The sequence below is a fragment of the Salinivibrio sp. IB282 genome (assembly GCF_001995685.1).
GTDB classification, from domain to species: Bacteria; Pseudomonadota; Gammaproteobacteria; order Enterobacterales; family Vibrionaceae; genus Salinivibrio; species Salinivibrio kushneri.
This window is the reverse complement of the sequence record NZ_MUET01000050.1, coordinates 1-21,717: the sequence shown is the minus strand read 5'-3', so window position 1 is coordinate 21,717 and position 21,717 is coordinate 1. Positions and strand designations below refer to the sequence as shown.

25 protein-coding genes are annotated in these 21,717 nt (G+C 49.3%); 13 read left to right on the top strand and 12 right to left on the bottom strand.

Annotated features, from left to right (window positions below; genetic code table 11):
• A partial coding sequence (locus BZG14_RS10830; protein WP_274532397.1) for a ligand-binding sensor domain-containing protein occupies nucleotides 1-402 on the bottom strand: 402 nt, incomplete at its 3' end.
• A 227-nt stretch (nucleotides 403-629) separates the two neighbouring features.
• Here BZG14_RS10830 and BZG14_RS10825 point away from each other — a divergent pair.
• The gene (locus BZG14_RS10825) at nucleotides 630-1,349 is read left to right on the top strand and encodes a GntR family transcriptional regulator (protein WP_077608721.1); all 720 of its coding nucleotides are present in this window, start codon (nucleotides 630-632) and stop codon (nucleotides 1,347-1,349) included.
• Here the strand turns inward: BZG14_RS10825 and BZG14_RS10820 are convergent.
• The gene (locus BZG14_RS10820) at nucleotides 1,305-1,997 is read right to left on the bottom strand and encodes an HAD-IA family hydrolase (protein WP_077608720.1); all 693 of its coding nucleotides are present in this window, start codon (nucleotides 1,995-1,997) and stop codon (nucleotides 1,305-1,307) included. The two genes, BZG14_RS10825 and BZG14_RS10820, sit on opposite strands and share 45 nt — an antisense overlap.
• Before the next feature lie 154 nt (nucleotides 1,998-2,151).
• Here BZG14_RS10820 and BZG14_RS10815 point away from each other — a divergent pair, with 154 nt between their 5' ends.
• Nucleotides 2,152-2,847, top strand: a complete 696-nt coding sequence (locus tag BZG14_RS10815) for a fumarylacetoacetate hydrolase family protein (protein WP_077608719.1) — start codon at nucleotides 2,152-2,154, stop codon at nucleotides 2,845-2,847.
• On the opposite strand, the gene BZG14_RS10810 is transcribed toward BZG14_RS10815, so the two are convergent.
• From BZG14_RS10810 to BZG14_RS10795, 4 genes are all read right to left on the bottom strand, one after another.
• A complete protein-coding gene (locus tag BZG14_RS10810) occupies nucleotides 2,808-3,362 on the bottom strand; it encodes a DUF1415 domain-containing protein (protein ID WP_069360861.1) in 555 nt (184 codons plus the stop codon). The two genes, BZG14_RS10815 and BZG14_RS10810, sit on opposite strands and share 40 nt — an antisense overlap.
• A gap of 40 nt (nucleotides 3,363-3,402) precedes the next feature.
• Nucleotides 3,403-3,867: a CreA family protein gene (locus BZG14_RS10805; protein WP_077608718.1), complete on the bottom strand. Its 465-nt coding sequence runs from the start codon at nucleotides 3,865-3,867 to the stop codon at nucleotides 3,403-3,405.
• Nucleotides 3,868-4,001: 134 nt separating this feature from the next.
• Nucleotides 4,002-4,334, bottom strand: a complete 333-nt coding sequence (locus BZG14_RS10800; protein ID WP_077608717.1) for a hypothetical protein — start codon at nucleotides 4,332-4,334, stop codon at nucleotides 4,002-4,004.
• Between the two features lie 101 nt (nucleotides 4,335-4,435).
• Nucleotides 4,436-5,113 carry a hypothetical protein gene (locus BZG14_RS10795; RefSeq protein WP_077608716.1) on the bottom strand — a complete coding sequence of 226 codons (678 nt, stop codon included), beginning with the start codon at nucleotides 5,111-5,113 and terminating at the stop codon, nucleotides 4,436-4,438.
• Between the two features lie 370 nt (nucleotides 5,114-5,483).
• Here BZG14_RS10795 and BZG14_RS10790 point away from each other — a divergent pair, with 370 nt between their 5' ends.
• The 4 genes from BZG14_RS10790 to BZG14_RS10775 all read left to right on the top strand — a co-directional run bounded on the left by BZG14_RS10790 (nucleotide 5,484) and on the right by BZG14_RS10775 (nucleotide 7,222).
• Nucleotides 5,484-5,885 (top strand): GFA family protein, encoded by a 402-nt coding sequence (locus BZG14_RS10790; protein WP_077520382.1) that lies wholly within the window; start codon nucleotides 5,484-5,486, stop codon nucleotides 5,883-5,885.
• 12 nt (nucleotides 5,886-5,897) lie between these two features.
• Nucleotides 5,898-6,416, top strand: a complete 519-nt coding sequence (locus tag BZG14_RS10785) for a GNAT family N-acetyltransferase (RefSeq protein WP_077485009.1) — start codon at nucleotides 5,898-5,900, stop codon at nucleotides 6,414-6,416.
• A 185-nt stretch (nucleotides 6,417-6,601) separates the two neighbouring features.
• Nucleotides 6,602-6,859, top strand: a complete 258-nt coding sequence (locus tag BZG14_RS10780) for a glutathione S-transferase N-terminal domain-containing protein (protein WP_077485007.1) — start codon at nucleotides 6,602-6,604, stop codon at nucleotides 6,857-6,859.
• 18 nt (nucleotides 6,860-6,877) lie between these two features.
• A complete protein-coding gene (locus BZG14_RS10775) occupies nucleotides 6,878-7,222 on the top strand; it encodes a hypothetical protein (protein WP_198532053.1) in 345 nt (114 codons plus the stop codon).
• 1 nt (nucleotide 7,223) lies between these two features.
• Here BZG14_RS10775 and BZG14_RS10770 read toward each other — a convergent pair whose 3' ends face one another.
• Nucleotides 7,224-8,618: a sensor domain-containing diguanylate cyclase gene (locus BZG14_RS10770; RefSeq protein ID WP_077485005.1), complete on the bottom strand. Its 1,395-nt coding sequence runs from the start codon at nucleotides 8,616-8,618 to the stop codon at nucleotides 7,224-7,226.
• Between the two features lie 92 nt (nucleotides 8,619-8,710).
• On the bottom strand, nucleotides 8,711-9,595 hold the full coding sequence (locus tag BZG14_RS10765; RefSeq protein ID WP_077485003.1) for an aspartoacylase: 885 nt from the start codon (nucleotides 9,593-9,595) through the stop codon (nucleotides 8,711-8,713).
• 223 nt (nucleotides 9,596-9,818) lie between these two features.
• Here BZG14_RS10765 and BZG14_RS10760 point away from each other — a divergent pair, with 223 nt between their 5' ends.
• On the top strand, nucleotides 9,819-11,249 hold the full coding sequence (locus BZG14_RS10760) for a 6-phospho-beta-glucosidase (protein ID WP_077608715.1): 1,431 nt from the start codon (nucleotides 9,819-9,821) through the stop codon (nucleotides 11,247-11,249).
• A gap of 139 nt (nucleotides 11,250-11,388) precedes the next feature.
• Here BZG14_RS10760 and BZG14_RS10755 read toward each other — a convergent pair whose 3' ends face one another.
• The 3 genes from BZG14_RS10755 to BZG14_RS10745 form a co-directional block, all read right to left on the bottom strand.
• Nucleotides 11,389-11,928, bottom strand: coding sequence for a histidine phosphatase family protein (locus tag BZG14_RS10755; RefSeq protein WP_077608714.1), 540 nt, complete (start codon nucleotides 11,926-11,928; stop codon nucleotides 11,389-11,391).
• A gap of 191 nt (nucleotides 11,929-12,119) precedes the next feature.
• Nucleotides 12,120-13,955, bottom strand: coding sequence for a GGDEF domain-containing protein (locus BZG14_RS10750; protein WP_077484999.1), 1,836 nt, complete (start codon nucleotides 13,953-13,955; stop codon nucleotides 12,120-12,122).
• Nucleotides 13,956-15,020 (bottom strand): ABC transporter substrate-binding protein, encoded by a 1,065-nt coding sequence (locus BZG14_RS10745; protein ID WP_158011745.1) that lies wholly within the window; start codon nucleotides 15,018-15,020, stop codon nucleotides 13,956-13,958.
• A 208-nt stretch (nucleotides 15,021-15,228) separates the two neighbouring features.
• On the opposite strand from BZG14_RS10745, the gene BZG14_RS10740 reads away from it, so the two are divergent.
• From BZG14_RS10740 to BZG14_RS10725, 4 genes are all read left to right on the top strand, one after another.
• Nucleotides 15,229-15,615, top strand: a complete 387-nt coding sequence (locus BZG14_RS10740) for a hypothetical protein (RefSeq protein WP_077484995.1) — start codon at nucleotides 15,229-15,231, stop codon at nucleotides 15,613-15,615.
• Between the two features lie 57 nt (nucleotides 15,616-15,672).
• Nucleotides 15,673-16,029, top strand: a complete 357-nt coding sequence (locus BZG14_RS10735; protein ID WP_077608713.1) for an NADH:ubiquinone oxidoreductase — start codon at nucleotides 15,673-15,675, stop codon at nucleotides 16,027-16,029.
• A 49-nt stretch (nucleotides 16,030-16,078) separates the two neighbouring features.
• Nucleotides 16,079-16,633, top strand: a complete 555-nt coding sequence (locus tag BZG14_RS10730; RefSeq protein WP_198532052.1) for a GNAT family N-acetyltransferase — start codon at nucleotides 16,079-16,081, stop codon at nucleotides 16,631-16,633.
• Between the two features lie 156 nt (nucleotides 16,634-16,789).
• On the top strand, nucleotides 16,790-18,094 hold the full coding sequence (locus tag BZG14_RS10725) for an MFS transporter (RefSeq protein WP_077608712.1): 1,305 nt from the start codon (nucleotides 16,790-16,792) through the stop codon (nucleotides 18,092-18,094).
• A gap of 63 nt (nucleotides 18,095-18,157) precedes the next feature.
• Here BZG14_RS10725 and BZG14_RS10720 read toward each other — a convergent pair whose 3' ends face one another.
• A complete protein-coding gene (locus BZG14_RS10720; RefSeq protein ID WP_077484989.1) occupies nucleotides 18,158-19,828 on the bottom strand; it encodes a methyl-accepting chemotaxis protein in 1,671 nt (556 codons plus the stop codon).
• Between the two features lie 518 nt (nucleotides 19,829-20,346).
• Here BZG14_RS10720 and BZG14_RS10715 point away from each other — a divergent pair.
• Nucleotides 20,347-21,078, top strand: coding sequence for a 5-oxoprolinase subunit PxpA (locus BZG14_RS10715; RefSeq protein ID WP_077608711.1), 732 nt, complete (start codon nucleotides 20,347-20,349; stop codon nucleotides 21,076-21,078).
• On the top strand, nucleotides 21,075-21,717 hold a 643-nt coding region (pxpB, locus tag BZG14_RS10710; RefSeq protein WP_077608710.1), incomplete at its 3' end, for a 5-oxoprolinase subunit PxpB. The genes BZG14_RS10715 and pxpB, both read left to right, overlap by 4 nt.

Genomic DNA, 21,717 nt, shown 5'->3' with positions numbered 1-21,717 from the left:
CCCCTTTCCCTCAACCGCGAGCCATAAGCCGCCTGTTTGGTCATGGAGCGCATCATTAATGAGGCTGGGAGCGGTGGGAAGGCCCTGCCACGAAAAGCCTTGGCGCATCACTAAGCTGCCTCGCGCCCCGCCGGCATAAAGTTGATTGTTCGGTCCGGTCGCTAGGGCGCGCGTGCCTGAGTCTTGCATTTGTGTGTCAGGGCCGCGGTCAAAGCGCACAAACTCTAAACCGTTATAACGTGCCACGCCCTCCCAAGTGGCAAACCACAAATAGCCATCCGAAGTTTGGGCGATGGCATTGATGCTGTTATGGGGCAATCCGTTGGCAGAGGTCCAGGTTTCAATAAAATAATCAGATAATTGATTATCTTTGGCATAACTGGGCGTGATATGTCCTGACAAACCTAACCAACATAAAAGCGTGAGACACACAAGACGTCGGCTTAGTTGTAATGGGAAATGTCTCAGTGTGTTCTTTAGGTGCATCTTTTGTTCTTTGCTCCGATTCCGCGTAGACTGGCGATTCTATCTTAATCACTGTTTATTTCTTGGACATAATGGTCAGGTTTTGACAGCAAATTGAGAAAGATCACACTAGCGATACAAAGATCACGCAGGCCTGACAGCTCATGATGCAATTTATGGCGATTCGCCAGCAATTATTAGCGCAAATTGATCGCGGTTTACTGGCGCCGGACAAAAAACTCCCGGGTGAGCGTCAGCTTGCAGACACCTTTTCCACTACCCGTGTCACCTTGCGTGAAGCACTTGCGGTGCTTGAGGCAGAGGGACGCATATATCGGCGGGAGCGACGTGGCTGGTTTGTGGCGCCTACCCCTTGTGCGTATGATCCCAGCCAACTCGTCGATTGGCAGCATGATTTCTCTCAACACGGTGGTCAATTTGCTTGGTTGGCGCAAAAGACGCCCATGGCGTCAGCGGCGGTGAGTGATCAAATGCAACTGCCTCCCTTTGCGCAGGTGTTTGAGGGTGAGGGACTGATTCAGATCGCGCAGTTACCTGTTGGCTTTGTGCGTACGTTTCTCCATCCTGATTATTYCCCCAGTGTCTGGCAAACCGGTGACCAGGCAACGTTGTTAAATACGCCAGCGAACGCGGATGTGTCTTGGTCGAGCGCGTGGGAAGCGTTAGACAGTGAGCGTGCCAGTGTATTGGCCGTGCCTGCGGGTACGCCCGTGTTAACGGTGACGCGAGCGTGGCGCATCCAGCCCGCCCAAGGGAGCCAGACGATCCGCATTGATACAGAGTGGTGGCGGCAACAYGCGGTGACACTCTGTGGTGGCTCAGCGCGTGATACTCAGGCTGGCTCTGTGAAAAAACGAGAGTAAGTCTTCACTTTTAAATAACCGGGTCACCAAAGGGTGCGCCGTTGTGGGTACATTGGGGTTGGGATTAAAGTGGATAGTACGCATCTCGGCATTGATCCCCGCTTGGATACCTTTGTTGGTGTCATCGATGAACACACATTGGCCGGTAGGACAGGCCATATTCATCGCGGCGTAGTGAAGCAGATCGGGGGCCGGCTTCCAGCTGTTCGTATCAAAGGCACTGAATAGGCGATGCTCAAAGTAGGGCAACAGCTTGGTGAGTCGCAGAGCATGCGCCATTTTTTCTACGGGGCTATTTGATGCCACACAAACATCAATGCCTTGCTGTTCAAGCGCCTGCAAGACGGTTTCAATGCCCTTTACCGGTGCTAACTCAGCCTCGAAATACTGGCGACACAAGTGCCGAAAACGTGGCTCGAGTTGATCAATAGGAATATGTGCCCCGTTTCGTTCGCAGGTTTGCTGGAGGACATCGGTCAGTTTTCCGCCCTCAAAATGATCGAGCGAGTCTTGCAGATCAATACGCACACCAAATGTAGAGAAGGTTTCTACCAAGGCTTGGTGAGATAGCTTCTCGGAGTCAACCAAGGTCCCTTCGCAGTCAAAGATGACACAATGGATGGGGGAATCAAGTGGATGTTGCAGCATAGGTGCTCCCTTCAATCTCTCTTTGTATCCTTGGACGAGATAGAAAAATCAACAAGTCAGTGACACGGGAAATGCTAACTGTGTCTTGCATTCTTGCCTTTTTCGTTATCAAAATTAGTCAGGGATCGACTTTTCATTAGCAAGGAAGAAAACGATGCGTTATCAACATCAATGGTTCGAGGGTGGGGCGATCGATTTGCCCGTTGGACAGGTGGTGTGTGTGGGACGGAATTATGCTGCCCATGCGCAGGAGCTTAACAATCCTATTCCGGACGAACCGGTGCTGTTTATGAAACCGCCGAGTGCCATTCAACCGTTAGATGACAAGCTAGCGATAGTGGCGTCATTCGCTCCCGTTCATTACGAAACCGAGCTGGCGGTGCTGATCACCAAACCTTTATTTCATGCCACTAAGCAAGCCGTTGAAGACGCCTTGGGCGGAATGACACTGGCGCTGGACTTGACCCGTCGTGAAACGCAAAGCCGCTTAAAACAAAAAGGACTGCCTTGGGAGCGGGCAAAAGCATTTGCGGGGAGCGCAGCGGTTGGACGTTTTGTCGCGGTGCCTGATGATTGGCGTGAGGTCGTCTTTACATTGTCCATCAATGGCGAGAGGCGGCAGCAGGGAAATAGCGCGASYATGTTAATGYCTGTGATCRCGCTTATTCAGCATATAAGCCARACATTCTGGTTGAACCCAGGCGACATTGTGCTAACGGGTACCCCCGAAGGGGTCGGTGTGCTGGAAAACGGCGATCTTTTATCCTTGTCGCTTGAGGGGCAGCACCTTTCCCAACCCCAAGTAGTGGTTCAGTCTGATGAGGCTTTTATCCAAGGAAAGAGTGCTTGACGCTCTTCATGGGTGAGTGCTGAAACACGCGCAATATTGCGTGCGGGGATCTGTTCTGGATCTTGGCCATAATGCGCCAGCGCGCGTGACATGCTGGCTTCACGAATCAAGTGAAAGCATGGATAGGGAGAGCGATTGGTCAAGTTCTCGCTATCTTCTGGCGCGCACCCTTCAAAACAATAGTCGGGATGAAAACTGGCGACTTGGAAAACTCCCCGCCACTGGTAGTGGTCAATCATCGCCTCGGTAGCATCGACCACGTCGAGGTAGTGATCAAAGTCAGCGAGCGCGTTGGGCACCACGACCACCGTGGTATCAGTGATGGCAGGCTCGGTGTGATCAAGATGGACTAAAGCCTGATAAATCGCAGTTAAAATCTCGGTATCATCCTGAGCGTCGCACACAGTGAGCTGAATTTGTTGTTTGCGACGGGGCTTAGCGGCGAAAGGGCAAAGATTTAGTCCAATCACCACCTCATCTAGCCACGTATTCATCTGTGTTTCGACTTTGTTCATCGAGTTCTCGTTTAAATGTCGCCTGCAGGCGTGGCGGTGATTATTGTTGTGGTTGTGACTGGTACGCTTTGGTGCCCCAAAGAGGAACCGTGGACAAGCTATGCTTAAAGCTGCCAGATGTTTCTTTGGTTGAGTAAGAGAGATACATCAAGGTCTGATTTTTCACATCGAAAATCCGACGAATCTTCATCGACTTGAAGAAGATACTTTYCGATTTTCTAAATACCACTTCGCCCGATGCGCTTTTATCGATATTGGCAATCATCTCGGGCGTAATCTCCCCAGTTTGACGACAAGAGATAGCGCTATCACTGGGATCAGAAAAGCTTAAGTCCGCTTCGACAGACGCAACATGGCACGTCACTCCGCTTACCACAGGATCGACGAGATGGTTAAGCTTGATGTCTTTCATGGTAAACATCCCCAGGCTTACGTCGCCAACTTCATCGTTATCACAGCCACTGAGTGTCGCGGCAAGCGCAACAACGAATAGTATTTTCTTCATTATTCGAGCCCTTATTGATCAGTGGCAGGAGTGTATCACAGCCCAGGCGGGAGGAGGAAAAGTGTACGTCGATTACGGCCGCTTAGTATCGTTAATGTCCGGTAAAAGTATTTAAGCCAATGGTCGACTGTACATTATTGCTCTTTAAATTGCGCATCGCCATCCTGGCCAGAGAGGGACTCAGGCTCAAAGTTCATCAGTACTTGGGCTGCATCGCAATAGCTGCCTGTGTTGGCGAACGTTTTTCGGGCTGCCGCAATTTTACGCTCAGCAATGCGTCTAACGTCTTGCGCGTTAGCTTGATTGCTAAATGTCATTTGTTGGCTCATCATTTCTTGTCCAAACGTCGATTTGCAAATAGCCTCGTTCTTTCCCGTCACCAGCTGTTCGGTTTTTGGTTTATCCTCTGTATTGGCGTGAGCGAAGACACTCATAAGGAGAATAAAAACCGCAAATGTTCTCATCATGCTTTCGGCTTCCTATGCTATTTGTTTCAATCTTAGCATTAAGCCGCGACGTCGCCCACTGGCGACGTCAAAACAAGATAAGTATTTGGGGAAGAGGGTGATTAGACTGAGATATCACTTTCGATTGTCGTTGAGCTTGGCCGAGTTTTTGGTACGAAACTCAACTTCTTTGCCTCAACAAGATACCCGAGAGCCGAAAGCCAAATGAGTGAATAAGCGACTAACTCAGTACTTTCTTCCGCAATATTTTTCACATCTCGTACGTAGTTGGCGCCCATCGCTTGTTCCCATAACTCGCCCATACCAAACAAACGCGAATACACGAGTAACAGCGCTAATGCGATCATTAAAACCGTGCTGTGCCTTGAATGAACTGCTTGCGCAAGGCTAGTGAGGGTCTCTCGCCAGTGTTTCAAAGCGGGCCAAATGGCGAGCCCCGTTACAATGAGTGCCGGTACTTTCCAAAAACCATGCATCACCACATCAAGTGTGGCATCCAGTTCTCGGATCATTAATACCAAGAAAAAGGCACTCATAAGCCCGGCAGCGTGGTGAAGGGACTGACTGAACTTAGCCACACGACGAAACGCAAATACCGTCGCGGCGAGCAGCCCCAGTTGGGAAAGCTCAATCAATGATGATTCGGAAGCAACGTTGTGCGACGCGACACTGTAATGAACAATGCCTGCAATACCTGCGAAGTAAAGGGCGATTGCAAAAAATTGTCCGGCGCCTTTAAGTACCGTACGTGCAGCACATGAAGATCGTGGTAATGTCATATTATCCTCAATTCGATAAAACGATCTGCCCGTCCGTAGCAGGTGTCATCACCCTATGTGTGACCCTTGTCCCAAAAATGTCATTTGGGTCGATAGTACGGCGGGCTTCATCAAACTGCAATAATTTATGTGATCAATGTCACTATATTTTCAGGAGTGCGTCAGGATTGTGAGCATTTGTTCGTCAGGCGTCTCGTTAGGTCGACGCGTTGTCAATAAATTTACACTGTAAATAGAAAATGGGCGAAAGTGGCAAACATCAATGGCGAAAATGAACAGATAGCTATGCCTATGAAATGCAACATTTTAATTGTGTTTTGCTAGACAGGCGTAGACAATAAAGTCTGATATTTTAGATAGAGGTATGCTCATGTCCACACTCTCTGCTCGTTGCCTATGCGGTGGTGTCCGTCTTACATTACCTGACACTTTCCTTTATATGGGGAACTGCCATTGCTCTGAATGTCGAAAGTTTACTGGTTCAGACTATTCATCAGTCGGCGGCATAGAGGCAGACAAAGTCTCGGTCACGGCTGGCCAAACGCATATTCGTTATTATGAGAAGAGCGCAGAAACGGTGCTTGCTTTTTGTGGGCAATGTGGGTCGAGCCTTTTCTCTCATAAAATCAATAAGGGGGTGTTCAATATTCGTCTGGGAATTTTGGATACCGCTCCACAATCGGCGCCAAATTTTCATATTCACACGGCGTCGAAGGCACCATGGCATACGCCTAATGAGGCATTAAAACAGTTTGAACATGGGCCGGATTAATTTGGTCGTGTTATGCAGCTGCTGATCCGCCCCCTTACCCTCGCTGATACGGACTTGGTGTTCCAGTTTGAACAACAAAATCGTGCTTATTTTGAAACCTATATTGAATCGCGCGGTGAGGCGTTTTACCGCCGAGCAGGCGTGTATGATCACATCTGCGAATTACTTGCCTTACATCAGAAAGGACAACACGTACCTATGTTGATCACGGATGCCGGGGGCCAGCTTTTGGGACGGGTTAATATCAGCCAAATTGATACAGTATCTGCATCAGGTTCGTTAGGGTATCGCATTGCAGAGCAACACACCGGGAAAGGAGTTGCCTCTCGAGCGGTAAAGTATGCGTTAGAGATCGCGCGCGAATACGGACTTGTGACACTTAACGCCATGGCGTCTACGACCAACATGGCATCGCAAACAGTATTGGAGCGGAACGGGTTTAACCTATACGATAAAAAATTCAACATGGCACACGTGGCTGGTGAAGCGATTGACTGTCTTTGTTATCGCAACACATTATCCAGCGTTTGAGTGATGAGCAATATACCTTGAGGTGATAGATTAATTGTCATTTAGCTCTTAGTTGCTCATGTAGTGCCAATAAAACAGGCTAACGACTAGCGTTGGGACCAAGTTTAATGCCATCATTACGTAGAGTGAATTCACACAGTTGGTGGTATTTGAAGAGCCGCCCTGATGACCTAAAAGGAAACATAATGGCTGATTTGAACGGACTAAGCTTGTATCACAAAGAGCACTGCCCATTTTGCCATAAAGTGCGTGCAGTCATGACAGAGCTTAAGTTAGATATTCCGCTGGTGGATATGAACGCTAACGCCGAAGAGTGGCAACGCCTACAGGCCGAAGGCGGCAAAGGCATGGTGCCTTGTCTGCGTATTGACCAAGGCGGCGAAACTCAGTGGATGTACGAATCGGACGACATTATTGAATACTTGCGTGACAACTTCGCGTAATTGAACCAGATACTGGTTATGAGGGTCGCAGTTATCGGTGCGACCTTCTTTTTACGTATTATTACCTGTATGCCTGCCTCTCCGCCTTCTTCAACGCCCTGTGCACTGTGTCAGCATCTAAGGCCGCTGACCTTCCATCACTTGATCCCCAAAACTTGTCACAACAACAAATGGTTCACTAAACGTTTTTCCCGACCTTACATGCGTGAGCACGGTATTTGGGTATGCCGGCCTTGCCATGCTTTTATTCATCGCCAATTCAGTGAAAAACACCTGGGTCGCGCATTACACACTCTCGACCTTTTACTTGCTGAGCCTGTGATCCAAGACTACATCCACTGGGCACGCAAACAGCGAGGATGAATCATTGCTTCTCGATTCGGTTGCGGCCGTTTTCTTTGGCGAGATAGAGCGCGGTATCGGCACGTTGAATGATGCTGTCTTGTGTATCACCTGCCGAGAAGCCCGTATAACCGATACTGATGGTACAGCGTATGGTTTGTCCGTCGACGTGAATTTCTTCACCATGTACGCGCTCCACCAAACGTTTTAGTACAACTTCCGCACCACTTAAATCTGTTTCAGGAAGCAAGCAGAGAAACTCTTCTCCGCCCCAGCGGCCGTATATGTCATTGGTCCGTGATTCTTCCCGTACAATATTGCCAAAGCGTTGTAAGGCGATATCGCCTGCTCGATGACCATAGGTGTCATTTAAGCGTTTGAAATTATCGAAGTCGACGATCGCCAGCGTCAAGGGGTTGTTGTACCGTTTGCAGCGTGCCAATTCCTGAACGAGTGCGTTGTTGAGATAGTGGCGGTTATAAAGTTGCGTCAACGAGTCAGTATTTGCTTGTATCTCGAGCAATTGTTGCGCTTGTTCGAGTGCTTCCCAATCTCGCAGACGCGCCAGCTCGTGGCCGACCCATTCAGCAAAGAGTCGTACCAGTTCGTAGTCTTGTGAGACAAAGGGGCGAGTGGGCTCTGGGCTTGAAAAATTTAACGTGCCATAGCGCTCGCCATCAATAAAAATGGGCGCACCGATATACGCTTCGAGGCCAAAGTGTTCGTAGCAGGGGTGGGCTTTGAGATCGCTTTGCGAAACATGGTGGAAACCTTGCGCCTCATTGGCCTCATAGACGTGACAACAGTAGGTTTCTTTCAAGTCAAATGATTGCCCAGGCTGCAGGGCGTCATCAGGATGCTGCGCGTATTGAACGGTATAACGCTGGCCATGAATTTGGCTGAGTATACCGATAGGCAAATTAAAGTGTTTACAACCGAGTGAGAGAATGCGCTCTACGCGCCGGCAAAAATCCAAATTGCGTGCTGACGTGATTGAGTGTAGCTGGTTGAGCGCGGATTCTACTTCGACGCGGGTGCTAATGTCTTGAATAAAAGCCACATACATGGCGACAACTTGTTGCTCATCGCACACTGGCCCACCATGTGTTTCGCCCAAAAACACATGGCCATCGGCGGTTTTATATCTCACCACATAAGCATCGTAGTATGCGTGAACTGAGTGGGTGTTAAAACGATCTTTGCCCGTCGCAGTAAAGTCTTCTTGTTCGGCGTATAGGATGCGCGTGCTAGCGCCTTTTACATCCGCTAGGCTGCAACCAAATAGGGCTTCTGCTTCGGGGTTTAATAGTTGTATACGGCGATTTGTGTCAGCAATAACAACCGCCGTATCGAGATGGCGAAAAAGCGAGGGCAGTAATGTGACAATATGCTTGTACTGGTCAATGGGCTGATTCACTGCTGGGCTCTGTACGTCTATTTGGCTTAGACTAAGCGTAGTACAAATCCCAGCAGCTCGCGCTCGCTGAGGAGATTAGGCGGAGAAACAGGTTATACTGTGAAGGTAAATACGTTAGCCATCGACATCGCAATATTGTTGTCGTAATACGCTGCTTCATTAATGAAGTGCGGATAGGCCGTGTAGTCGCCTTGCCATGTTAATTCTTTGCCATCAAAACACATAAACAGTGGGTCACCGGGCTTTATCGGCTGAAAGTCTTTGTCTTGAACGTGTTGGTGCACCATACCAATACGTTCCCCATGCTCATTTTGTGGTAAATGCAGTGTCTCTTTGTAACGGTAGGCGGTGACGTTTTTAGGCAGTGCTGGCACCTTATCAATATTAAACAGATGCACGAAGTCCAAAATGTGTGTTGTCATTTCTTGCATCGATTCCATTACATCATGACGCAGTACCGATTGGGGCTGTGGGCCTACCTCAACGATCACCCCTTGTTTACCGATCGAGCATAAAAATGCATGCTGAATAGGTTCAATATGATCTTCGACTAAGATGATGGCATCGGGCATACGCTCACTAATATAAGCGGCGAGCTGCTTATTGAACGTATCAAGTGTCAAGAGTATCAGTGTGGGTCCCATGTTGCTGGTGGTGTTATGCAGGTCGATAATAAAATCGACGCGCGGATCCCCTTTAGGGCCTAATTGTTGGTTGAGGGCTTTAGCGCGACTTTGCTCGTAGTTTGCCAAGCTGTAGTCAGCCAGCAGTTTAGGATCGAATTGACGGTTAAGATCGCAGTCTAGATAGCGTTTGTTGGCGCTATAAGCAGAGGGATTCGCAAACACATGTTCGGTGGAAAAACTATCGCGGGCTGTGATTGCTGGGTTGGATTGCCACTGTTTCAGTGCGTAAACACCGCTAAATTCGTTACCATGGGTGCCACCAACAATAGCAACGTTACTAAACCGACTCATGAAAGCTCCTGATAAGTGAAGAATAATCGCATGGACTTGCCTATTGAGACAGCTTAGCACTAACTACTCGATAGGTTAATAGCATAATTTTTCGTTATATCTGTTTTTCTATTCATGTGGTTGCTGATTTGACCGTGGTGTTCCTATGCTTTTTCGAGTCAGTTCACACTTCAGCTGAGTGGAAATCATTAGCCTAGCGGAAGACGATACAAAGAGGTGAACAATGAAAACGGTATYTCCTGAGCATTTTTTATGGGGTGGCGCGGTGGCGGCTCACCAAGTTGAGGGAGGATGGGATTGCGACGGTAAAGGCGTCAGCATTGTGGATGTGCTGACCAAAGGTGCCCATGGTATCCCGCGCAAAATGACCCAGCGTGTGGAAGAACATCAAGCCTATCCAAACCATAATGCTGTGGATTTTTATCACCGCTACCGTGACGATATTGATCTCTTTGCGGAAATGGGCTTTAAGTGCTTTCGCACGTCTATTGCGTGGTCGAGAATATTTCCTCATGGTGATGAGCTTACGCCAAATGAAGCGGGCCTTGCCTTTTATGATGACCTTATTGACTACCTATTAGAGAAGGGGATTGAACCTGTCATTACGCTTTCTCATTTTGAGATGCCCCAGCATTTGGTGACGCAATACGGAGGCTGGGCGCATCGAGATGTGATTGAGTTTTTCGTGCGTTTTTGCGAAACAGTAATGACGCGCTATCGCGACAAAGTGACTTATTGGATTACCTTTAACGAGATCAACAACCAGCTCAACTGGGATTATCCGCTATTTGGCTATTGTAATTCAGGTGTGGTATTTACCGAGCACGATCATCCCGAGCAGGTGCTTTATCAGGTGCTACATCACCAATTCGTCGCCAGTGCCAAAGTGGTGTCTCTGGGGCATGTGATTAATTCTGATTTCAAAGTGGGTAGTATGATCCACATGATGCCGTTGTATCCGGCAAGTTGTCACCCTGATGATATGCTGGCGTCACAGCAAGCGATGCGTGACAAATATTTATGCAGCGATGTGCAATTGCGAGGCCACTACCCCCACTATATTTGGCCGCAATGGGCCAGCAAAGGGATTGAGGTCAACATGCATCAAGAGGATGCGACGATTCTTAAAAACGGCTGTGCGGACTTTTTGGCGATTAGCTACTACATGACCAATATCGTCGATGCCAACCCGCCAGAAGAAGATGAAAATGCTTTGTTTAGCGCAAGCCGATTGAATCCGTATCTACCCGCTTCTGACTGGGGGTGGCAAATTGATCCCAAAGGTCTACGTTTTGCGCTTTCTGAACTGTATGAGCGTTACGAAAAACCGATTTTTGTGGTGGAGAATGGGCTGGGCGCGACAGATAAGCGTGAAACCTCAGGGGAAATCAATGATGATTATCGCATTAGCTATTTGTCACAACATATCGAGGCACTCGGAGAGGCCATTTGGCAAGATGGCGTTGAGGTGATTGGTTACACGCCATGGGGTTGTCTCGATTGCGTGTCCTTTACCACGGGCGAATACCGCAAGCGCTATGGTTTCATCTACGTTGACCGTCACGATGACGGCAGTGGTGACTTTTCTCGTCATCGTAAAAAGAGCTTTTACTGGTATAAAAATGTGATTAATAACAATGGCTTGACAGAGTAATGGCTTTGGTCGAGTCGTAGTAAGACGAGAAGGGACGCCTATTGCGTCCCTTTTATAATTATCGGTAAAGTCATTGCATCGAGGTACGCGATTTTTACCTTTTTAGCGCGTCAAGCCTCGCCCAAGAAGGGGGGAGACGTTAGAGGTTGGGTTGGTAGTCGACCTCAATCACTTCTCCATACTCAATCCCCTGCTCACGATAACCTACTAAGCTCTCARTCACGTTAAAATGCGCGATAACCGCAATCGTATTGTAGTCTTGATAGGTGTCGAGCACAGATGTCACCCGGCGATATAACGCGGTCGCGGACTCATAACCTGCATTGGTCACTTCATTTCCATTGGCAAACAGCTCGCGATACTCAAGCCAGCGTCTATCACGTTCTGAAAGGGGGATATAGCTCCCTTTGACATCCGCTTGCCACTCGCGGAGATCRTGCTCGACAAACAGTTCTTTTTGCAATTGACGGTTGAGGATTTCTGCTGTTTGTAAGGCGCGTGTGTAGGGCGAGGAGAGGATGATATCCGCTTGTTGTATACTCGGGTGATGGGCTAGCGATTGAATGGCCGGAATACACGCACGTTGGAGTGGCGCATAGTCTTTTTCCAGTTGGCTCATTTGGCGAGCGTCGGCCAATGAGTAATCGGTTTTTCCGTGACGGACAAAGACGACTTTCATAGGGCTTCCTTTTCTGCGTCTACAGCGTGTGAAGCGCTGCTGCTTGGGTCAGTGACATTTTATTATCCGGATAATGAGGCGGCACCCGCTTAGGCAGGTGGCCGACATATCGCTGACGAGGGTTGTAGCATACCGTCATCGGACTGTCATGACTCACGTGTGGCATTGACAGTAGGGCGTGAGCAAGCTCGCTATTTTTCCGCTGTTTGGTCAAGGATCCTAGTTTGGTCGCGACCTTCCTCTTTGGCTTGGTAGAGACGTTGGTCAGCCATCTCAAGCAGGTAAGAGTCAGTGGTCTCACGAGTCGGTAGGGTGATAATGCCACCGATGCTGACAGTGATTCTGTCACCATCTGGGTTTTTCTTATGCTCGATATCAAGCTTGGCAATTTCAGCGCGAATGGTCTCGGCCAGTTGAGTTAACTTGGCGGCATAGCGTGTGGACAGCGTAATCGCAAATTCTTCGCCTCCAAACCGGGCAACCGATCCTTGATAGCGCTCGGTTTGTGTGAGTAGCACGCGCGCGATTCGGGTGAGAACGTCATCGCCTTTTAGGTGACCATATTCATCGTTATATGCTTTAAAGTGATCGACGTCGATCATCATGACGGCGACAGGTAATCGGCTGGCGATGCCATGTTGGATATGATTTTTTAGCTCACGCTTGAACGGTCTTCGATTACTTAATCGAGTTAGATCATCGGTTTCTGCTTGGACTTTCAACTTTTCATTGGCGACAATCAGCTCTTCTTGCAGCTCTTCCATGGCGTAATGGTTCCGCTCGCGGATCATGACTTCACTAATGGCAGTAGCGAAACGTTTTAAAAGCAACGTTTTATTATTATCCCAGATGAAGGGTAAACGGCGATTCGCCACTGTAATCATCCCAAAGCTTTTTCTACCGTCGGTTAGCGGAAAAGCGGCAAACGATAAAATATGCCGTTGGCGCAACCAAGAGCGCTCGTTAGTTGCATCATCGCCGAGTTGGCCGACATGGGGCACGACCAGTGCGTCGGTATCAGCCAGCCACCGTTTTATCATATGCATATCGCTTAAATCGACGGTCTGGGGCGCAAAATCAATCTCTTGTGGCCAATAACAACGGCGTTCAGCGCGGAATGCGTCAAAGGCATACCAACCAATGGCCTCAACGCCGAGTAATGACACCATATCTGGAAAAATTTTCTCTACGTCTTCGGTAATATATTGCGAGTCTGCGCGTAAGAATTGAATTGAAATATCAGCGAGTAACGAGCTAGCGTTTGATTGCCAATTGAGTGCCTTGGTGCGTTGCTCAACTTGCTCTTTCAATAAAGTTTGATGTTGGCGAAGTTCACGCTCTGTCACGCGTTTTTGTAGAAAGTCGTCTCTGATACGCGATTGCATCGCATTGATTGAGCGAGACACTTTGCCTATTTCGTCATTACGTTGAATCAACGAGAGTGGCACACTCGTTTGGTTGGTCTTGTCAGTTTGGTAGTAATCTAGCGTATTTGATAGTTGTTGGAGGGGGCGCGAGCACATCCGGTGGATGACCCACAGAATGAGCAGAGTAATGAGCAAGGTTTCAGTAAAATGGACGATAGCGACAGGCACGGTGCCCGTGAAGGCATCGCGTTTAATCGCACTGCGATCGAGCACAATGTTCAGGGTGCCAATATTGCTCCCTTGAACGCTCAACAACGACTGATGATTGGCGTCACAATCCTCACTGCTACGATTGACTTCAGTGATATGTGTGCCATCAAAACCTTTTACCTCAACGCGACAAATGGTGGGGAGCATCGATAACCCCTTTACACTGCGGCGTACAAGCTCTAAATCAACGACCCACAATGCGTGGCTAATCACGCGAGCCGAGTTATGGCTCCGGCTCTCTACCAGCTGCGTGGTAGCAGCAAGTGTGCGTTGGTAGTTGATGTACATCTGCGTTAGTGTACTCCCTACCGCAAAAAGTAAGCTGATCGCGAGCACAACGAAGGCGACGCGCGCTTGAAGACCGCGTAAGTTTACATCGCGTTTTATCACTTAGTTATCCATTTTCGTTGTGGTTGAATGACAATGGCTTTCAATCCCTTTCGCCATGTTCAAAAACGAGATTTGATCCCACGCCTGCTCGCGCAACTGTAGGAAAAAAGCGGAGCCAGGTTCAATTAAGTGAAATAACTGTCCAGTGCATTGCTGTGGTAACGACCAACCTTTATCGTGAGCGTAAATACGGCTCAATGCAAGGCCAGCGGCTTTAAAGTGCCCGCCCCCAAGAGCGGAAATGTCGCCTTTTTCTCGCAAAGAAAGCACCCGCTCGGAGGTATTGACCGTGGCAAAATAGATGTCATCGCCAGGCGTTTTTCCCGCTTGTCGTGCGGCTTTCATCGCACCAAAAGCCATATGGTCGTTAGCCGTCCACACGTAGCGTATATTGGGATAGCGTTGCAATAAGGTATGCATTTGCTCTTGGCTGATGGACTCATCCCACTGACCATGAACGACTTGATGTAACGTAATGTCTGAGCGTTCAACGAAAAAGCGTTTGCCGCCTGCTTCGCGTTTTACGGATGCGGGGGTGGTGAGATCACCTGAAATCATGACGGCTTCGCCAGGGGCATTATCGCCTGCTTGCACCATGGCTTCGGCGATCGCATAGCCTATCGCATGATTATTGGGAATGATGCTTGGCAATAGGTATTGTTGCCAATGTGGATCTTGATAGAGTTGAGTTTTGGTCTGCTGATCGACATCATTCAAGATAAGTTGCACATAAATGGGATATTTGCTCAGTATGGGGAGTAGGTTTTTGGCCGCCAGCTTTTCATTCACAATAATAATGTAATCAGGGTGGGTCGGTTTACTCAAGGTAGCGGCTAGGATTTGACGCACCGCGAAGTGATTGCGATCGGCGTGACGAATTGTTAGATCCACATTCAATGCAGAGGCTGCGGCATTGGCATATTCATCCACGTCCTGCCAGAAGCTTTCCGTTGCATAACCAGGGTTAATAAATAATACACGCGGCTGGGCCTGTTCAGCGTGAGCGTGGATACTGAACAGCATGTATACAGAAACAACACACCACAAAACCAGTCTTCTACACATGTAGGGAAGGCTCCTCTCCATTTGCCATCTGTGTTAAGGATAGCGCATATGTATACGCTTGATTGCGGTAGATTTATCATTGTCTGTCATTGGTTTAGATTGCCGCTGCTTGACACATAAATTTTATTGGGCAAGCGAAAGCTTATACGGCATCATAGCTGTGTAGACTCGCGTGCCAGTCCATGGCGAATAAAATGAAAATAATGTAATGAAATCTTACTACGATAAGAAGAAATTTAAGCGGCATTTTCCGATGGATTTTTATGGCGAGAGTGAAGGCTGGCAGTTTGCAGTGCGCGCCTTGTCTCCCGCGCAAGTTCTATCGGCGAAACGTTGGGTAGCACGATTGAACTGTCGTCGCCGAGACTTTCGGCTCGTTGACTTGGCGATTGACTGCTTCCACTTTGTGAGTGGCGGTGATGAGCAGATGCGTTTCACAGGGGTGGATTTGGGCACTAAAGTGAGTATCCGCCGGCAAGGGCAGATCGTCACTGTCGACGCGCTTAATCACCGCTATGGTGCTTTGATAGCAAACGTCCAGTCGTCGATTTCAACCGCGTGCATAGAGCCTGCAAGCAAGGTCGCACTCTCTTAAGAGGCTTGTTTTTGGCGGTTTGCGTCAGTGCCATACTGAGAAAAAAGGTGGGAACTCATGACGTTTATTGTGATTATTGTGCTTAGCATTCTAGGTGGATTGTTGGCGGGTGAGCATTTCCATTCTTATCTTCTTGGCTTGGGCGTCGCCAGTACAGCGGTGGGGGCTTGCTATTGGATCAYGTTTCGTAGCAGCCATTACCCGCAGTTTGCTTTATTTTTGTTGTTGCTCGGGGTGGTCGCTAAAATTGCCGTGACGGCCGCGGGTGTATTGCTCGGGTTAAAACATGCCTTGATCACCTCGCCTTTGGTCTTTTCGCTTTCGTATTTATTTTTCCTGTTTGCCTCGACCTATTGCTATTTTCGCTATCGTGAATATTGGCTCACGCGCTTGCGCCATAGAGATTTGCAGTAACGGGGTCGGCGGTGTGCAGTGTGATCCTTAACGAAGAACGGTATTGGTGATGTATTCAACGGCGCGACTGACGCTACGCGCATGGCAAGCGTCCGATTTGGCCCCTTTTGCGGCACTCAATCAAGACCCAGGCGTTATGCGCTATTTTCCCAGCGTGCTCTCACGCGCCCAAAGTGATGCGATGGCGGCGCATATTCAATCCAAGCTGGCGGATAATGGGTTCGGATTTTGGGCAGTAGAACTGACGGAGACACGGGAATTCATTGGCTTTGTGGGGTTAAACCGGCCCACCTTCGACCTCGGCCATCAGCCGTTTGTTGAAATTGGTTGGCGTTTAGCGTCGGCACATTGGGGGCGAGGCTATGCCACTGAAGCGGCACAAGAAGCACTTGCCATCGGCTTTGAGGACGTTGATCTCCCGGCGATTTACGCATTTACCACCGAGAGTAATCTGCCCTCACAAGCGGTGATGAAAAAACTCGGGATGACACCGGCTGCTCCCTTTACCTTTTCTCATCCTCATTTGGCAGCAGATCATCCGCTCGCAAAGCATGTCTTATACGCGATATCGAAACCCAGCTGGCAGGCAGACCATGCTGATTAATCGCCAGTACGATACGTAGGGGATACAGTATTTAAAGCAACATATTCAGTTTTCAACGCGGCGGTCTTGGGTTCGCCATGATGAACACTATCACATTGATTTTGCGGTGCCTTGCCAATAAGGCCAGACTAAAAAACAAAAAGATGGGGAGCAAGTGTGCACAAACTCGCGGATGACTTACACCAAAAACTTTTTAATGAAGAAGATGCGCGTGCCTGTAAAGACATTGATGGCAGTGCGTGTCGTGAGGTTCCGGGCAATTTTTTCCGCATCATCGTTAGCCAAGGACTCACCAAAATTGGCGACGCGGTGTCTAACCCGAAAATTGTCTTGCCAGCGCTGCTCACCGCAGTGGGCGCCCCGTTAGCGTTAATTGGCTTATTGGTGCCAATCCGAGAGGCGGGTTCGTTAGTGCCTCAGTTAGGTATCGCCGGTTATGTCCGCCAATTCGCGGTACGTAAGTGGGCATGGGTGGCGGGCTCTGTCATTCAAGGGGCGTGTATCTTAGCAATGGCGATCGCCGCGTTGCTTTTAACCGGTCAAGTAGCTGGCTGGAGCATTGTTGGCTTGCTGGTGGTATTTAGTCTGGCGCGAGGGCTGTGCTCAGTTGCCTCCAAAGATGTGTTAGGGAAAACCATTCCTAAGCCGCAACGAGGACGCTTGAATGGATGGTCGTCAAGCTTGGCGGGGGCGGTGACGATTGCCGCCGGTGTTGGATTGTTCAGTGTTTCTGATCAGCAACATGTTTGGGTGTACTGTGCGCTACTAGCATTCGGTGCTGCGCTCTGGTGGGTGGCAGCGGCGCTCTACAGCCAGGTGGATGAATACGAAGGGGCCACAGAAGGCGGAGCCAATGCGCTGACGCATGCACTTTCTAAACTGCGTTTATTGGTGGATGATAGACGCCTGCGCCATTTTGTGATCACGCGTTCACTGTTACTCTGCTCGGCCCTATCTGCGCCTTATTATGTACTGTTAGCCAGTCAGCATAGCCAAGCGCTGGCGATTACCACTGCAAGCTTTGTCGCGATTAGCGGCGTTGCGAGCCTCATTTCTGCACCTTTTTGGGGACTTTTTGCCGATCATTCTAGCCGCCAAGTGATGATGATCGCCGCCGTGGTCACGGCGGTACTAGGGCTGGTGGTGGTCAGTATTAGTCAGTGGTACCCGACGCTGTTCTCATTGGCGTGGGTGTTACCTGGCGTCTATTTTGTCCTGACCATTGCTCACGAGGGCGTGCGCCTTGGGCGTAAAACCTACATCGTGAATATGGCCGAGGGCAATCAGCGCACCGATTATGTCTCAGTTAGCAACACCTTGATTGGTTTCGTGCTCTTATTTATGGGCGGCGTCACGGCATGGTTGAGCCAGTGGGGATTAATGGTAGTGATTGCAGTGTTATCGGCGTTGGGTCTACTGGGTGCATTGATGGCGCGCGCACTGCCAGAAGTAGAAAGATAAGTCTGAGGACGGAACATGAAAGAGGCGCTGCTCACCAGCGCCTCTTTCATCTGGTGTTGCCGGTTAGACTTTAAACTGGCTCACTAGTCGTTTGAGCTCTTCGCCTGTCTGATTCAAGTCAGTCGCCGCTTGTGCCGAGTCATTACTGGCGTTAAGTAGCTGGCTCACAATGTCGCGAATCGATACCAGATTACGGTGAATGTCTTCGGTCACCGTGGTTTGCTCCGAGGCGGCCGAGGCAATGTAGCTGGTCATGTCATTGATTTGGGTAATGGCATTGCTCACCGAATCAATGCCGCTACCAATTTCGTTGGATGCCTCCGAGGTTTGCTGGCAGGTGTCGTTACTTTGCTTCATCCCCTCTACAGCCTGATTGACGTACGACTGTAGCTCATCCAGCATTTCGCGAATTTCGTGAGTGCTCTTTTGCGTGCGGCTTGCAAGGGTTCTCACTTCATCAGCGACCACCGCAAAGCCGCGACCCTGTTCGCCTGCACGTGCGGCCTCAATGGCAGCGTTTAGCGCCAGCAAGTTGGTTTGTTCAGCAATATCGCCAATCACAGAAAGCACGCCAGTAATTTTATGAGACTGCTCATTCAGCGAATCCACATGTGTACTCGAGGTATTCATTTGCTCGACCAGCGCTTGCATCGATGTGATCGAGAATTGCACTTTCTCTTGGGCGTGACGCGCATCGTCAGTAGCAGCACTGGTGGAATCAGCCACTTGGGTGGCGTTCTGAGACACCTCCTGCGCAGCCGAGCTCATCTGGGTAACAGCGGTGACCACTTGCTCAGTCTCGTTATCGTGAGTCTGTAATTGCGTGGCAACCATCTGGGTTTGCTCGTCAATCGTGCGTGCGGTGTGGCTCACTTTTTCCGTGACATCCACCACGCTACGTATGGTGGTTTGCAGCTTATCGATAAAGCGGTTGAACGCATCCCCAAGCAGAGCAATCTCGTCACTGCCTTTAATTTTCAGGCGCTGGGTCAGGTCGCCATCACCGTCGGCAATATCATTGAGGTTGTCCAGCATTTCTTTCACCGGCGTTGACATCCGTTGGGCAATAAAGGCGACGGCAACGAACGTAATGATCAAAATAAGAATGCCCGCAATGATCATTCGCGCAGTTTGTGCCGCTAAAGCCTCTTCTGCATTTTCACGGAAATCGGTAATACGTGCCTCAATGTCGTCAATGTACGCCCCCGTTCCCAACATCCATTGGCCGTTGTTGACCATATCGGCATAGCCAATTTTTTCGATCAGTTCATCGGTACCCGGCTTTTGATAGAGGTAGGTGAAGGTGCCATCACCGTTTTGCGCCGCTTCGAGCAGACCCACAATAATTTTGTTGCCTTTGGGATCAGTAAGGTTAATTAACGATTGTCCTTCGACTTCAGGTTTCAGCGCGTGAAAGATATTGGTTCCCTGACGATCGTAAATATAAAAGTAGCCCGCCTTACCAAAGGTCACTTCGCGAAGTGCGTCTTTAACATTTTGCGTGGCATCGCCGTCCGCTTGCTGTGCGTTTTTTACTACAGTCGCGGCAATTTCTGTGGCTTCGCGAAGCTGCATTTTTCGCTCATCAATTAATTTGGTTCGAAAAGTGGCAATGTTCTCGTCGACCAGCTCCCGCTCGTAATAGGTAGTGATAAATAACGTAACGAGAATAGATAATACCAAGGGTACGATGGCAAGCACTAAGAGCTTTCCGCGCAGCATTAACTTCAACATACCGGATACCTTGTGTTAATGATGGTTTCGATTTCGCTAAAGTATGGAAGATATCCTTTCCGTTTGCCGCGCAAAAAGCCCTTTTATTTGATGTGGATTGGGAAACATCCTGCAATCCATCACATCTGTCCAACTTATTATGCATAAGAAATTGAGATAACTACCTGATTCATCACTGGTAAGTAAATAAAAGCTATTTTTCACTCACTCCTCTTACCTCTTTATCCCACAAGCAGGCCCAACGAACGCTTAACGTTCTGGCATGTTTGGTCTGTCTGTATACGCGCCTTTTTCTGCCCATCTTTTAGGACGTCAGACAAATAATCAGGGGCGTTCAAGAGTGCTTTTCGCCGTTCTCGAATGGGCGATATCAGAGAGATTAAGCTATCGGTCAGCACGTTTTTTACCGTCAACGCCCGGCAAGCGCGACACAAGACTAACATCCTGACGATTTTGTTGGTTTATCCGCGGGTTAAAAAGCCTTAAGGTAAAGCAAAGTCAGCGAAATCGAGGGAGTGATGAAWCTAAACGCAGACATGGGTGAAAGCTTTGGTGCGTGGACGATGGGAATGGATAGCGCACTGATGCCATGGATTGATATGGCCAATATTGCGTGTGGCTTTCATGCCTCTGATCCTGATGTAATGGCGGCCACGGTAGCACTCGCAGTAAAGCACAATGTAAGTATTGGTGCTCATCCCGGTTACGCCGATAAGCAGGGCTTTGGCCGTCGTCATATTGATCATACCCCAGCACAAATTAGTCACCTCGTTCGCTATCAAATCGGCGCATTACAAGGGATCTGTGCACGCTTTAATGCGAGCCTTGATTATGTGAAGCCCCATGGTGCGCTGTATAACACCATGATGGTGGACAATGATTGCTTTGAAGCGGTGTTGGCTGCGGTGGCTGATACGCTGCCCAATACGCCATTAATGGTACTGGCACTGCCTGATAACCGCCCGCATCGCCAGCTTGCTCAACAAGCCGGTGTACCGCTGATTTTTGAGGCCTTTGCCGATAGAGCCTATCTGGCGTCAGGACAATTGGCGCCGCGCAGTCAACCGGGCGCCGTGTTAGATGACGCCAACGCGATGATTGCGCAGGTGTTGCAGTTATCTCAACATGGCACGGTGACAACCCTAGAGGGGCAAACGCTCACCCTATCGCCGGATACGGTGTGTGTGCATGGCGATAACCCACAATCGGTCGAGGCGATAAAACAACTCAGAAAGGCCTTAACACCATGACACTCAAGGTTGAGCAGGTCAGTGAAACGACAGTAATGATCCGGTTGGGCAATAAGATCGATCTTGCCTTAGTCCCACAGTTATCTGCGCTGTGTGAGCGAATCCAGCAACATTTTGGTCGTGGTGTAGTTGAGTTAATTCCCGCCTACACCAGCGTTCTGGTGGAAGTGAATGTTCGCTTACTATCGCCAGAAACGTTGAAAACGTGGGTGATGAATCAAGGCGATTCACTGCGAGTCACCCGTGACTCAGGGAGTGGAAAACAGGTGACGCTGCCGGTGTATTATCATCCCTCGGTTGGGCCCGATCTGGCTGCGGTCGCCGAGTTTGCCGGCGTAAGTGAGCAAGAGGTGATTGCGCGACACAGTCAACAAACTTACACCGTCTGTGCGATTGGTTTCGCGCCCGGCTTTGCCTTTCTTGCGTCGGTGGATGAGACAATAGCTATGCCCCGTCATACCACGCCTCGTCATCAGATCCCTGCCGGCAGTGTGGGCATTGCACAACAGCAAACCGCGGTGTATCCGGCAGCGTCACCCGCGGGCTGGCAAATTATTGGCAACTGCCCCAAAGTGCTATTTAATTCCCGTCAATCGCCCATGATGCCGTTTGATGTAGGTGATTCCGTCTGTTTTGAGC